The sequence below is a fragment of the Oceanispirochaeta sp. genome, from assembly GCF_027859075.1.
GTDB lineage: Bacteria > Spirochaetota > Spirochaetia > DSM-2461 > DSM-2461 > Oceanispirochaeta.
In genome coordinates, this window is record NZ_JAQIBL010000100.1 from 1 (window position 1) to 12,769 (window position 12,769).

Here is a 12,769-nt window from a genome sequence, read left to right on the forward strand (position 1 = left end):
TGCTATTGTGGCCTGTATTTCCAAAGTGTGCTCTGTCTATCATATCTCCATCATAATGGATAATGATGGGTGAATGCTGGAAATTTTACTAGAAAAAGGAATTAATTCCTGGGAATGACAAGAATGGTTGGTATCAGATTGAATTGACAGATAATTCTCATCAAGATGAAGGAAGGCTCTCAAATCATGCTAATCCCTTCCCCCGAGTCAGTAAAAATTGGCTATCAATTTCTAATCTCATGGTCTAGAATTATCCTTTGACCTATTACTAATGAGCCGGATTATATAGCGATTTTTACTGGAGGCATTCTTATGAATCTAACACCCTGGGATTTTCTTTCAGATTACAAAGGAAAATTTTACAATGGCCAATGGCCGACTCTTCCTGAAGTTCTTGAAATTACGGTAGAACGATTTGGAGAGAGACGGGCTTTTACGTCCTATTCTCCCGAACTGGTGGAGTTGAATTACAGGGAAGTCCTGGAAAAATCCAAAATGCTGGGGCAGTATCTTCACTCTCTAGGGGTTAAAAAAGGAGATCGTGTCGGAGTAACAGGCAAAAATTCCCCCGAATGGGGATTGGCATACCTGGGAATCCTTTTTGCGGGTGCTGTTGTTGCACCCATGGATTACGGCCTGAAAAACAAAGAAGTGGAAGGCCTGATGAAAATGGCCGATGTGGATATTCTCTTTTGTGATGAGGAAAAATACGATCACTTTAAGGATAAAAAACTTAAGGCCCTTATCAGCCTGTCTCCCAAAAAAGACAACTACATCTTAAATATCAGTTATGAAAGAACTGAAGTTATTGAATTGCCTGAAGAGGGCGATCTGGCGGCGATTTTATTTACCTCCGGTACGACGGGTATCTCCAAAGGAGTCATGCTGACGCATGCTAATTTTGTCAGTGATGCCTATCAGGCTCAGGCATGTATGAATATATTTCATACAGATGTCTTTTATGCCCTATTACCCCTTCATCACTCCTATTCTATGCTGGCCGTTTTCATTGAGTCCCTCTGTATAGGATCGGAAGTGGTCTTTGCCAAGCAGCTGGCTATAGGACAGATTCTTAAAGATCTGAAACAGGGGCAGGTGACCATGTTTCTGGGTGTTCCCATGCTCTTTAATAAACTGATCAAGGGATTAATGAGAGGAATCAGAGAAAAAGGGATTGTGGTCTATGGCCTGATCAGATTTCTCATGTGGATCAGTGGTGTCATCAAGAAGTATTTTCATATCAATCCCGGAAAGAAGATGTTCAAGGGAATCCTGTCTAAGTTATCTCTAGATACAAACAGGGTCTGTATCTGTGGAGGAGGACCCCTTCCCGCATCAACCTTCAAGATGTTTAATCAGCTGGGAATTGACTTTGTTCAGGGATACGGTCTGACAGAAACCTCCCCCATTGTGGCTCTGAATCCCAAAGAAGCTTACAAGGAAGAGTCTGTGGGAAAAATGATCCCCGGAACACAGACAATGATTCTTGACCCGGATGAAAATGGCTGCGGTGAAATCGCTTTGAAAGGTTCTATGATCATGCAGGGATACTATAAAAATGATGAGGCTACCAAAGAGGTCTTCACTGAAGACGGTTGGTTTAAAACCGGGGATGTCGGGTATCTTGATGAGGATAACTATCTTTATTTAACAGGCCGAGCCAAGTCGATGATCGTCACGGAAGGCGGGAAAAATGTCTTCCCTGAGGAAATTGAAGATAAGTTCCAGCTCTATGATGAGATAGAACAGATTCTCGTCCGCGGCTATGTCCTGGATGCCAAGATGAAGACCGAGGGAATCGAAGCCCTGATTTTTCCCAATCAGGACGCGGGAGAGAAGACAAGGGATCACTTTCAGAAGGTCATCGATGAAGTGAATTCCGGACTCAAGGTCTATCAGAAAATCGGTCAATTTCATATACTTGACGAAGCGATGGAAATGACGACCACAAAGAAAATTAAAAGACACAAGGTCGTTTTGAAAGAGGATTGATGAATCTGACTATACTAGATTCTGTGGACGCCTTGATAAAGAGGGTAAAACAGGAAACAGGGAAGCCTGTACTTTTGGTGCAGGCTGAGGAAATGCCCGGGATGGTGGAAACCAGACCCGCCGGTGCCAGTGACACTGAACATATCATATATATTTCAAAAGCATTCAAGGACCCGGAAGGACAGTATCTGATAGCCTGTAAATGCTATCAGATACTGCGGATCTTCCGGGAAAAAGAAGAAGAAAGGCTTATCCCTTCTTCGGGAAAGAGTCATTTTAACAACGCCCGGATGCGCCTTGCCCTGGATGTGCAGGGCCGGCCTGATCTGGCCAGGGCTCTGAATGAAGAAGAAATCGTCAGGGCCTGGATATATGGTGTTGTAAACCAGCTCATCAGCCAACCCGCCGATATTTATATCCAGAAAGCCCTATATGAAGAGCAGCCTGAGCTGAATCAAACCCGGCTGATGGTTCTGGAGCGGCAGTTTCAGGATTTCATGTCGGCACAAAAAGAAGAGGTGAGACACTACAGTCCCAAGACGGTATACGATGCCTCATTGATCATGAACTCTGTCTATCTGAGTCTGCTTGATGAAGTGGCGGGTATGGATTTTCTGAGCCGAGTGGGAGTTCTGCCTCAAAGCAGGAAGATCGCAAGGCTCCTGACGGCCACAAAAGAAATCTCTGAAGATACTCCGGCGGCAGACAGGGCGCGAACAGATCTCTGGGCTGACTTTCTGTCTCTCCGTGACTGGTATGAGTGGCTTCCTTCTGAACGGGATGATCCGATTGTTCATACCAGGCAGGCTGCAAAATGATGAAAATTCAGGAACTCATCGTTGTGGAAGGTGTGGATGATGTGGCTGCCGTCAAAAAAGCTGTAGAGGCCGAGGTCTTACCGGTTCACGGTTTTGCCGTCAAGTCACTGAAGACACTGGATAAAATCCGCTTTGCCAGCGAACGGGTAGGGGTTATTGTCTTGACCGATCCCGATCATGCGGGCAGGACTATCCGCGAAACCATTGAAAAGGCTGTTCCCAATGTGAAACATGCCTACATTTCACGGAAAGAAGGAACAAAAAAAGATAATATCGGTGTGGAAAATGCATCCAGCGAGGCCATCATCGCCGCCCTGGAAAAAGCTCGTTTCAAGCTGGTGGAAGCCTCTCTGGAGTTCTCTCTGGCCGACATGGACCACTATGGCTTGAGCGGCGGCCCTGGTTCAAAAGAGCGCCGTCAGAACCTGGGACAGGCTCTGCGGATCGGATACGGCAATACAAAGCAGTTTCTGGCCCGGCTTAATCATTTTGGAATCAGCCGGGATGAACTGGAAAAGGCACTCTCCGATCTCCACTCTTAAGAGCAAGTCCTATCTGCAAAGATGCTGAGTCTAAAAGGGGGGGGGTTAAGCGGAAATACCCGTCAGGCCGAACTGTCTGAAGTACACATGCCATTTCTCCTCGGGCTGCTGGATCTGCAGGAGCTGGTTGTATGACTCTTTTTCATCTAATTTCTCTTCGAGAACATTATACATATGCATCAGGTTTGATGATTTGATATTCCCTCCGCAGTGGATAAATACTTTCTCTTTTCCGAAGCCCTTCAGGATTCCCGAGAACATGTTGTAGTGAATACTTCTGAGATTGCTGCAGTCTACTGGATAGTGAACATAGGTCATATCCAGTGATTCCACGGCTTCAGCTTCAGAGGGCAGATAATTGGGAGTACTCCCTGGTGACAGGTTTAATACGGCGGTAAACCCCTTTTCTTTCAGTAATTCAAGTCCTTCGATGCTGGGTTGAGCCCCAGTGGCGTATGTTTCGTTCACTTCAAAATAACGGGGAATATTATTACTCATGATTTTTTCCTTATATATGTATAAATATATATAATAAAAAATTATATCTTTGTACAGCCGTTTATTGGAGGAATCTGTCTTTGTGAAAGAAAATCACGTCCTTATCCATAAACTGAAGGGTCGCATCCTGAGCAGCAGCCAGAAAATGCATAGTTTCACGGGAATAGAAGCAGATATGACTCTGATCCTGAATATAATGCCATTTTGAGAAAGCATCCCTGTTCAGGACCATCTTCGTCATCACAGCCAGGGTTCCCTGTTTTTTTAAAAGGTAAAATAGAGTCGTGAAAACGGCAGAGGGATCTCTGAGATGCTCAATGACTTCTGTGGAGCAGATAAAATCATATTGCTGCTTCAGCACGGATGCATCTGGAAAGTAAAATTTATCAAATTTTGTCATGGTCATGCCTTTTTCTTCCAGCATGACGCAAAGAGCAGGCCCGGGCCCGCATCCAAAATCCAGTCCCTGACTCCCAGGTTTAATCCTTTTTATTAGCGGAATGCTGAGGCGGGATAAAAAGCGTCTGTATCCGGGGTCATAGGGATCGTTCTGATGGAGATCATAAATGCTCTTTTCTTCACTCTCAGACAGATGGTATTCTACAGGAACGAATACCAGGGAACAGACCTGGCAGATCAGGTAGTTCCGGTTTCTGTCCCTGAAATACTCCCGGACATCGGCGGAGCCGCAGAGGAGACAGTCCCTGGATTTATTCTCAGACATGAATCGATCCTATACTTTATTGCCTTTGTATTATAGTCTGAGATAGAACCCATTCCTCTGTTTATATGACAGGGGGCAGTAAAGGATTGGTATGGAATTTAATACAGTTTTAAGAAGTCTGCGCTACGCGCTGGACTATACAGATCAGCAAATGGCTGAAGTTTTCGCCCTGGACGGGTACAAGGTTGATCCCTCTACCATTGTGAACATGCTGAAACATGAAGAGCAGGATGGATTTCTCCCGGTGGATGAAATCGTTCTGGGACATTTTCTGGATGGTTTCATCACACAGAAGAGGGGACCTGCCGATCCTGCCCGTAAGGTGCCGGAGGTTCAGGCACTGGATAACAATATGGTCATTAAGAAACTCCGCATAGCCCTGGAGCTTCGGGAAGAGGATATGATTAAAACCATCGGTAAGGGAGGTTTTGTCATTTCCAAGTCGGAATTATCAGCTCTGTTCAGAAAAAAAGGGCACAAGCACTACCGGGAATGCGGAGACCAGCTTCTTCGTAATTTTTTAAAGGGTCTTTCCATTCCTGACTGATTTTCCTCCTCAGCCCGCATACAGAACATAGACCGGCGGGGCAAAAATAGAGCAGCTCAGATGAGCTGCTCTATTATCCTTTTTCTACTCTACAGAATCCTCTTCTGATCCCGTTTCAGCATTTCCATCAGCTTCTCAGAGGGGCTTTTGAACTTGCTTGTAAAAATCATGGCAGCAATGATGTAGGGTTTGAAACTGGCTTCCTTGTATAGGGGCACTCTGTAGCGGTCAAAGACAGAGGCTGCTACTTCACCCTGTTCGCAGCTAACTCCGGAAATATCGGCAGGGAGGCAATGCATATACAGGGCTTCCCCGTTTTTAGTTGTTTTCATCAAATCTTCGGTGCATTCCCAATCTTTGTGTTTCCCGTTCTGGGTCAATAGCTCTTTTTCCAGGGTTTTTATGCCGTCAAAGTCACCGGCACCATAGAGATCAGTTCTTTTTTCCATGGCATTGAAAGGAGCCCAGCTTTTGGGATAGACAATATCGGCGTCTTTAAAGGCTTCTGCCATGGAATTGGTTCTTACAAAACTGCCTCCGGAATTTCCTGAATTTTTAGCCGCAATGCCTTCCACTTCCGGCATCACTTCGTATCCTTCGGGATGGGCCAGAGTCACATCCATTCCAAAACGGGTCAAGAGTCCAATGATTCCCTGAGGAACAGAGAGGGGTTTGCCGTAGGAGGGAGAGTAGGCCCAGGTCATGGCTATTTTTTTACCTTTCAGGTTTTCAACTCCGCCAAAATGATTGATCAGATGGAGGGTGTCAGCCATGCTCTGTGTGGGATGGTCAATGTCGCATTGGAGGTTGACCAGCGTGGGGCGCTGTTCCAGGACACCGTCTCTGTATCCCTCTTCTACAGCTCTGGCCACGTCTTTCATATAAGTATGACCCTTGCCGATGTACATATCGTCTCTGATACCGATGACATCCGCCATAAAGCTGATCATATTGGCCGTCTCCCGGACGGTTTCACCATGAGCTATCTGTGATTTTCCTTCGTCCAGATCCTGATCCTTCAGGCCCAGAAGGTTCAGTGCACTGGCATAGCTGAAACGCGTTCTTGTTGAATTATCCCTGAATAGGGATATTCCCAATCCACTGTCAAAGGCCCTGGAAGAAATATTACTCTCTCTCATGCCTCGGAGTATCTCTGCAACTTCAAATACAGCCGCAATCTCGTCATCTGTTTTGTCCCAGGTCAGTAAAAAATCTTTCAGGTACATATTCTCTGCTCTCAGGCAGGAAAGGTCTTTGATTCTCTCTTCAATTCCAATTCTATCCATTGTTTTCTCCTTTGGGTTTTGTTATTAGTCCCGGGTTATATGGGTTCCCGCCCCGTTGAGTACTGCTTCTTTTAAATTCTCCGGACTGGTGATGATTACTTCTTTTCCGCCTCTGTCCAGAAAATCAAGGGCTGCCTTAATCTTGGGAGCCATGCTGCCCGGAGCAAAGTGACCATCTTCCATATATCGGCGAGCCTCAGAAGCCTTTATATTGTTTAACCTTTTCTGATCGGCTTTCCCGAAATTGAGGCATACTTCCTTTACTCCCGTTGAGATGATAAAAACATCTGCCTGGAGGGCATGGGAGAGGAAGGCTGAGGCAAAATCCTTGTCGATGACCGCATCAATTCCCTCCAGCAATCCCTTGTCTGACTCGATGACTGGAATTCCGCCTCCACCTGCTGCGATCACGCAGTAGTTTTCTGCTATGAGTGCTTTTATGGCTCCCAGTTCTATTATATCCTGAGGAAGAGGGGAGGCGACAACCCTTCGGAATCCTCGTCCGGCGTCTTCTACAAGAGTCCAATCGGGGTAGGCTGCCCTCAGCAACATCGCCTCATCGGAAGAATAGAACTGGCCAATCGGTTTGGCTGGTTTTTTAAAGGCGGGATCATCCTTGTCCACCAGAACCTGGGTGACAATCGTTGCCGCTATCCGTTTGATTTTTCTCTGTCTGAATTCGTTATCCAGGGCTTGCTGAATCTGATAACCGATGGCTCCCTGGGTATCCGCATCGCAGCTGACCAGGGGAACCGGGTGCATGTGGGCTACTTCTCTGGCAATTTCGGATCTTCTAAGGATAAATCCTACCTGTGGTCCGTTTCCATGGGTGACTACCAGTGTCATTCCCGCTTCTACCAGATCTGCGATGTGCCGAGCCGTTGTGCATACGGCAGCATACTGATCTTCAACGGTCATATGTTCATTATCAGCAATAAGGGAATTTCCCCCGATGGCAATTAGTGCCAATGAATCAGCCATAAAATCTCCCGAAAAATTATTGAATCTAAAATCGATTATAGATCCATTTACAAATAATTGGCAAGGTTTATTAAAATATTGTAAGAAAAGTGGTTCCTTTTTTGGCAAGGTGAAAAATATCTGATATAATAAGCTGATTATTTCCCGTCAAGGAACGGGAATCCGGGAGTTATTATGCCTCATTCCAATTCATCAGATACCTTGAAATCCTGTATTCCCCTCGTTCATGCCATTGGGAAAACAATAGGTGGGGGCGAAGTTATCCTCTATGATTTCCAGAAAGATCCCCCCGAGCTGATCGCAAGAGAAGGGGGAATCACCAGCCGCCTTCCTGGAACCCCGGCAACGCAGCTTCTTTGTGAAATGGTTCAGGAGATGCAGGATGAGGGAGAAACTATGCGGACCAACTATGAATCGGCGACAAAATCGGGGAAGCCTTTAAAATCTACTACCGTGCTTATCCATGATAAAGAGATTCTTTTAGGAGCCCTCAGCATGAATATTGATATGAGCGCCATGAATATGCTGCAGCATTTTATTGATCAGTTCAGCGGGAAAGAACGGCCCGACGGTCATGATGAAATGCCTCAGAACACCCAGGAATTCCTGAATATCATGATCCGTAAGGGGATAGACTCCATAGGGAAACCAGTCTGTTATTTCGACAAAAAAGATAATCTCGAAGTTGTCAGGTTTCTGAATGAGAATCATATTTTTTCAATCAAGGGATCCACAGATAACCTGGCGGGAGAACTCAATGTCAGCCGCTATACGATTTATAATTATATTGAGGAAGTTAAGAACAGAGACTGATTAATGCAGAATTCTATCCCCAGTGAATATTTTCTGCTATTATATGTTTTATGAATATCAGTTGCTCCCTGGTTGACCCGAATATCATACTAACAGACAAAATGCCCCTGGGGTCAGATGGGCATCTCACCCCGGAATACGATACAGTTCTCCAATCTGCCGGATTATACCCCTGGTTCTGGGATTTTAATAAAAACCAGATCCATCTGACAACGAACCTCCTGGATCTGCTGGAGCTCACAGATCTCAAAGACTCTAATCTCTATAGTTTTATTTTTTCCCAGCTTGAAAGAAAAGATGCTCAGCATTTTTTCAGAATTCTTAAGTCAATCATCCGGATGAAAAAAATTGAAGAGAAAAATTTCAGATTGAAGAAACGGACCGGCAAAGTCTCACCCTGGTTGAGGATTTCCGGTACATTCCTCAAAAAAAAGGGGCAGATCTATGGGGCAGTAGGGCATGTAAGAAATATCAATGAATTAGTCAACCAGGAAGACTCTCTTGAAGAAAACCGGGAGTTTCTAAATACATTAATCAATCTTGTTCCCCTCCCTATATACTATAAGAATCAATCAGGACAATTTCAGTTCTATAATAATGCCTATTCAAAGATATTGAGACTATCAGTCGATGAGATTCATGGAAAGACGGTTTATGACATTTATGACCGGGATCAGGCAGAAATCTTATCCCGGGATGACAATAAATTAATGCAGAAGCAGGACGTTCAAATATTTGAGAGGAAGGTGCGTTTCCGAGACGGAAGAATCAGGGATTTTATAATTCATAAGACACCGGATTACAGCAGGAAAGACGGCAGAGTCAAGGGACTGGCTGGATTTATGCTGGATGTTACGGATCAGAAATCAGCATCCCGCCGTATTACCCGTCTGATGGATATTAAAGAGCTTGTCCTTGAGATTAATCATGCCATCCTTTCCATTCCCGATCTGGAAAGCCTTTTGGAATTTATACTGAAGAAAATACCCCGTGTTATAGAAGGAGCCGATTGCGGGACCATCCTTCTTAACCATAATGGTATGCTCACTGTGACAGCCTCCTTCGGCTATATTATGGATAAAACTGAAACATTTTCCTTTCCTCTTAATACTTCTTTTATGATAAAAGAGAATCAGGGATTACCCGAAAAAGCTGTGATCATTAATAATATTCAGCAGGTCATAAGCAGTGGAAACCATACCCCTTTGCTGCCGACCAAATCAGGGAAGACTGTTCATTCATTTATGGGTTCTCCCATTATCAGGAATGGTCATACCCTGGGGTTGTTTTCTCTGGATAGCTTCAGCAATAATATTTTTACAGAAGATGATATTGAAGTCATGAATTACCTGAATGAACAGCTGGCTGTGATTCTGGATAAACAGGAACTGTATCAGGAGGTTCTGGGCCTCTCCCGCTTTGACAGTCTTACCGGCTTAAGCAACAGGCATTTCTTTCAGGAGCAGGCTCATGCGGCACTGAACCGGGCAGGCAGAACAGGTCAGAAGCTCATCATCGTCCTGGCCGATCTGGACAGTCTCAAATCTGTGAATGACTTCTGGGGTCATGATGCCGGTGATGCCATGATTATGACATTCAGCAGACTCTTAAAGGAATCTTTCCGGGATTCAGATATCCTGGGACGATTGGGAGGAGATGAGTTTACCGGAGTCTTTCATGACACCAACAGGGACGATTTGGAAGTCCGATTCAATTCATTCCGGGAGACCCCCCCTTCTTTTCCAGTGACCGGCGGGAGTGTATCCTGTCGTTTCAGTTTTGGTACCGCCCTCTACCCCGATGACAGCAGTTCCCTGGATGAATTGATTAAAATTGCGGACATGAATATGTATCGGATGAAAGAGGCAGGCAAACAGCAGAGGGGAGTCGTGACTATGGAATTTCTTCTGAATGAAAAAAAAGGCTGAACCCCTTTTTTGGATCTCAGCCTTTTTACATCAAAGGATATCAGCTTAGCTTATAGGGCAGCATGGCATAGAAGGCACTGCAGATGACCAGGTCTTCAATTCTGTTCTTTTCATTAGGAGCATGAGCTTCATTTTCATCGCCGGGACCAAAACCGATCATGGGAATTTTATGGCGCCCGCAGATGGCTACACCGTTTGTCGAGAAGGTCCACTTATCCACCACAGGATCTTTGCCGAACAGGGCGCTGTGGGCGGCTACTCCGGCTTTTACAATCTTATGATCTTCATCAATTTTCCATGTGGGGAAGTAGAGTTCCTGACTGTAGTCGGTGTTTTTCCAGCCTTTCTTGGCATAGTCGGGCATGGTGACAGATTCGGGTGCCTCTCCCAGGGCTTCTGTAATATATTCCCTGACCTGGCTGATGGCCAGAGCCGCATCTTCCCCCCAGGTTAATCGGCGGTCCAGGTAGAGCATTGCCTGATCGGGTACAGCACACTGAGAAGGACCGTTCACCTTCATTTCAGAAACGACAATCGTCCCTTTTCCCAGGAAATTTTCTGCGTCCGGTTTTAAGTCTGAGTTCAGTTTTTCCATGGCCAGGGCCGCACGGCTGGCCTTGTAGGCGGCATTGACACCTCTTTCCGGGGCGGAACCATGACTGGAGACACCCTTGAGGGTCACAACCATTTCCATTCTACCTCTATGACCTCTATAAAGACGACAGCTGGTAGGCTCTGTAGACACGGCAAAGTCGGGGACAAGCTTTTCCTCTTCGATCAGGTATTTCCAGCACATGCCGTCGCAGTCTTCTTCCATGACGGTGAAGGTAAAATACACCGAGTAGTCTTTGTCGTATCCCAGATCCTTGAGAATCCGTCCGGCCGTAATCATAGAGGCGGCACCACCTTTCTGGTCGGAAGTACCCCGTCCCCAGACATAGGTCTTGTCTATCTCACCGGAAAAAGGATCCTTTTCCCAGGCACTCAGATCTCCGGTGGTGACCGTATCGATATGGGCATCAAAAGCCAGGATCTTGGGTCCCTTTCCCACACGGCCGATGACAGATCCCAGTCCGTCAAAATAGACCTCATCAAATCCGGCCTCTTCGCACATCTCTTTGATTTTACGGCATACCTGCTCTTCCTCAGAGCTGTAAGATTTTATCTTGACCATTTCAGAGAGCAGCCCGGCTGTGTAATCTCTGTATTCTTCCGCTTTGTCACGAATTTCTTTTTCAATTTCCATGGTAATTATCTCCTGTTATTTCTATCGATATCAATTGATGGTCAGAGCCAAAGGGGAGTCAATCCTTCAATTGGTTCATATTTTCCCAAAGCCTTGATGCATCTTCCCGGGCTTCGGAGTATATCTCTTTTACGTTTAATTCAGTGGGAAAAATTCTGTCCTTCATAACCACCTTTCCATTGATGATTACCGAGCGAACCGAGGTCGCAGACAGACCAAAGGCAATGTGTCCGGCAATATTCTCCGCCTTGAGGGGAGTAGGAGGCAGGTAGTCTGAGACAACAAGGTCTGCCTTGTAACCTTTTTCGATCCGGCCGAAACGGCTGTCGAAATTCCGTTCCAATAGGATGTTCCCGTTATGGAGAAAGTTCAGGAAGTCTCCCGGCCAGAGAGGTCCTCCCGTATCTTTGTGTTTGAAATAGGCAAATTTGAACTCTTCCCACATATCGCTGCCGATTCCATCGGTTCCCAGAGCGGCATTTTTGACAGTTCCCACATGATTCTGAGTTCCCACATTGTTGTTCATGTTGGAGCGGAAGTTCACAACCAGAAAGCTGTTTCGTTCATCCAGTATCTTTCTGTCTTCCTTTGACAGATATAGTCCGTGGACAATGAGGGCCTTGCTGTTGAGCAGTCCGTTTCTGTCAAGCCTCACAAGGAGATCTTCTCCATAGTGATGGTGTGAGTAGGACGCATCATAGCGGTCCTCTGCTGCGTGAATATGGATTCCCCGACCAGTCTTCTCGACGGCTTCTCTCAGCAGTTTTAAGCCGCTCTCAGGAACCGTGAAGGGGGCATGGGCTCCAATGTGGGCCTCATAAAGTCCCGACCAGGTTCCCTGTTCCTTTTCCCTGTCGATTTCCCGGGCCATTCGTATGTTTTCAGCTACACCCGCCTCCATCTCAGCCAGGCCGTTCCGGTCGGTGGTTTCGTAGCAGCTCATTCCCCGGAGTCCTGTTTTCTCGAAGCTGTCTTTCAATACTGAGAGAGATCCCTCTACAAAGGAGGGGGAGGCATGATGATCGATCACCGCGGTTGTACCATTCCGGATGGCATCGAGAGAACAGACGAGGGCACTCGACTTCAGGATGTCCCGGTCTATGGCTTTGTCCAGACGCCACCAGAGATTTTTCAGCACAGAGACGAAGTCAGGAGTGGGTTTGATCTCAGCCAGAATCCCTCTGGAAAGGCCGGAGTAGAAATGGTTGTGACTGCATACCAGCCCGGGATGGACAATGGCTCCCTCCATATCCCATACTTCCTTTGCCGTCAGGCCTTCCGACGCTCCGGGTCCTGCTGCGGCGATCATGCCGTCTTCAATGACCAGATCCCAACCCTTATGGAATTCGGGGGGTGAAAAATTGACCACTGTTGCATTTTTAATTATCAGCATC

Annotated in this window: 12 protein-coding genes; 6 read left to right on the forward strand and 6 right to left on the reverse strand. The window is 46.2% G+C overall.

Annotation, left to right across the window (positions count from 1 at the left end):
• Positions 1 to 312 precede the first annotated feature (312 nt).
• From PF479_RS05460 to rnmV, 3 genes are read left to right on the forward strand one after another with little or no spacing between them, the layout of a single operon-like run.
• On the forward strand, positions 313 to 1,992 hold the full coding sequence (locus PF479_RS05460) for a long-chain fatty acid--CoA ligase (RefSeq protein ID WP_298003232.1): 1,680 nt from the start codon (positions 313 to 315) through the stop codon (positions 1,990 to 1,992).
• Positions 1,992 to 2,810 carry a hypothetical protein gene (locus tag PF479_RS05465; RefSeq protein WP_298003235.1) on the forward strand — a complete coding sequence of 273 codons (819 nt, stop codon included), beginning with the start codon at positions 1,992 to 1,994 and terminating at the stop codon, positions 2,808 to 2,810. Before PF479_RS05460 ends, PF479_RS05465 begins: the two co-directional genes overlap by 1 nt.
• Positions 2,807 to 3,352 (forward strand): ribonuclease M5, encoded by a 546-nt coding sequence (gene rnmV / locus PF479_RS05470; protein ID WP_298003238.1) that lies wholly within the window; start codon positions 2,807 to 2,809, stop codon positions 3,350 to 3,352. The genes PF479_RS05465 and rnmV overlap by 4 nt, the downstream gene beginning before the upstream one ends.
• 45 nt (positions 3,353 to 3,397) lie before the next feature.
• Here the strand turns inward: rnmV and PF479_RS05475 are convergent, their stop codons facing one another.
• Positions 3,398 to 3,850, reverse strand: a complete 453-nt coding sequence (locus PF479_RS05475; RefSeq protein ID WP_298003241.1) for a hypothetical protein — start codon at positions 3,848 to 3,850, stop codon at positions 3,398 to 3,400.
• A 61-nt stretch (positions 3,851 to 3,911) separates the two neighbouring features.
• Positions 3,912 to 4,574, reverse strand: a complete 663-nt coding sequence (locus tag PF479_RS05480; RefSeq protein WP_298003244.1) for a class I SAM-dependent methyltransferase — start codon at positions 4,572 to 4,574, stop codon at positions 3,912 to 3,914.
• A gap of 91 nt (positions 4,575 to 4,665) precedes the next feature.
• Between PF479_RS05480 and PF479_RS05485 the strand changes: the two genes are divergently transcribed.
• Positions 4,666 to 5,121, forward strand: coding sequence for a DUF1456 family protein (locus PF479_RS05485; protein WP_298003247.1), 456 nt, complete (start codon positions 4,666 to 4,668; stop codon positions 5,119 to 5,121).
• Between the two features lie 89 nt (positions 5,122 to 5,210).
• Here the strand turns inward: PF479_RS05485 and ygeW are convergent, their stop codons facing one another.
• On the reverse strand, positions 5,211 to 6,407 hold the full coding sequence (gene ygeW, locus PF479_RS05490) for a knotted carbamoyltransferase YgeW (protein ID WP_298003249.1): 1,197 nt from the start codon (positions 6,405 to 6,407) through the stop codon (positions 5,211 to 5,213).
• Positions 6,408 to 6,431: 24 nt separating this feature from the next.
• Positions 6,432 to 7,388 (reverse strand): carbamate kinase, encoded by a 957-nt coding sequence (arcC, locus tag PF479_RS05495; protein ID WP_298003252.1) that lies wholly within the window; start codon positions 7,386 to 7,388, stop codon positions 6,432 to 6,434.
• A 174-nt stretch (positions 7,389 to 7,562) separates the two neighbouring features.
• Here arcC and PF479_RS05500 point away from each other — a divergent pair, with 174 nt between their 5' ends.
• Positions 7,563 to 8,201 (forward strand): PAS domain-containing protein, encoded by a 639-nt coding sequence (locus tag PF479_RS05500; RefSeq protein WP_298003254.1) that lies wholly within the window; start codon positions 7,563 to 7,565, stop codon positions 8,199 to 8,201.
• Between the two features lie 50 nt (positions 8,202 to 8,251).
• Positions 8,252 to 10,129: a diguanylate cyclase gene (locus PF479_RS05505; protein ID WP_298003257.1), complete on the forward strand. Its 1,878-nt coding sequence runs from the start codon at positions 8,252 to 8,254 to the stop codon at positions 10,127 to 10,129.
• A 40-nt stretch (positions 10,130 to 10,169) separates the two neighbouring features.
• On the opposite strand, the gene PF479_RS05510 is transcribed toward PF479_RS05505, so the two are convergent.
• Positions 10,170 to 11,375 (reverse strand): YgeY family selenium metabolism-linked hydrolase, encoded by a 1,206-nt coding sequence (locus PF479_RS05510; RefSeq protein WP_298003260.1) that lies wholly within the window; start codon positions 11,373 to 11,375, stop codon positions 10,170 to 10,172.
• 58 nt (positions 11,376 to 11,433) lie between these two features.
• Positions 11,434 to 12,768, reverse strand: coding sequence for a putative aminohydrolase SsnA (ssnA, locus tag PF479_RS05515; RefSeq protein WP_298003263.1), 1,335 nt, complete (start codon positions 12,766 to 12,768; stop codon positions 11,434 to 11,436).
• Between the last annotated feature and the right edge of the window lies 1 nt (position 12,769).

What these genes read in the sequence shown, in the direction of transcription:
- PF479_RS05460 (WP_298003232.1), top strand. Translation starts at nt 313, where the DNA reads ATGAATCTAACACCCTGGGATTTTCTTTCAGATTACAAAGGAAAATTT.
- PF479_RS05510 (WP_298003260.1), bottom strand. Translation starts at nt 11,375, where the DNA reads ATGGAAATTGAAAAAGAAATTCGTGACAAAGCGGAAGAATACAGAGAT.
- ssnA (WP_298003263.1), bottom strand. Translation starts at nt 12,768, where the DNA reads ATGCTGATAATTAAAAATGCAACAGTGGTCAATTTTTCACCCCCCGAA.
- PF479_RS05475 (WP_298003241.1), bottom strand. Translation starts at nt 3,850, where the DNA reads ATGAGTAATAATATTCCCCGTTATTTTGAAGTGAACGAAACATACGCC.
- rnmV (WP_298003238.1), top strand. Translation starts at nt 2,807, where the DNA reads ATGATGAAAATTCAGGAACTCATCGTTGTGGAAGGTGTGGATGATGTG.
- PF479_RS05500 (WP_298003254.1), top strand. Translation starts at nt 7,563, where the DNA reads ATGCCTCATTCCAATTCATCAGATACCTTGAAATCCTGTATTCCCCTC.
- PF479_RS05465 (WP_298003235.1), top strand. Translation starts at nt 1,992, where the DNA reads ATGAATCTGACTATACTAGATTCTGTGGACGCCTTGATAAAGAGGGTA.
- PF479_RS05485 (WP_298003247.1), top strand. Translation starts at nt 4,666, where the DNA reads ATGGAATTTAATACAGTTTTAAGAAGTCTGCGCTACGCGCTGGACTAT.
- PF479_RS05480 (WP_298003244.1), bottom strand. Translation starts at nt 4,574, where the DNA reads ATGTCTGAGAATAAATCCAGGGACTGTCTCCTCTGCGGCTCCGCCGAT.
- PF479_RS05505 (WP_298003257.1), top strand. Translation starts at nt 8,252, where the DNA reads ATGAATATCAGTTGCTCCCTGGTTGACCCGAATATCATACTAACAGAC.
- arcC (WP_298003252.1), bottom strand. Translation starts at nt 7,388, where the DNA reads ATGGCTGATTCATTGGCACTAATTGCCATCGGGGGAAATTCCCTTATT.
- ygeW (WP_298003249.1), bottom strand. Translation starts at nt 6,407, where the DNA reads ATGGATAGAATTGGAATTGAAGAGAGAATCAAAGACCTTTCCTGCCTG.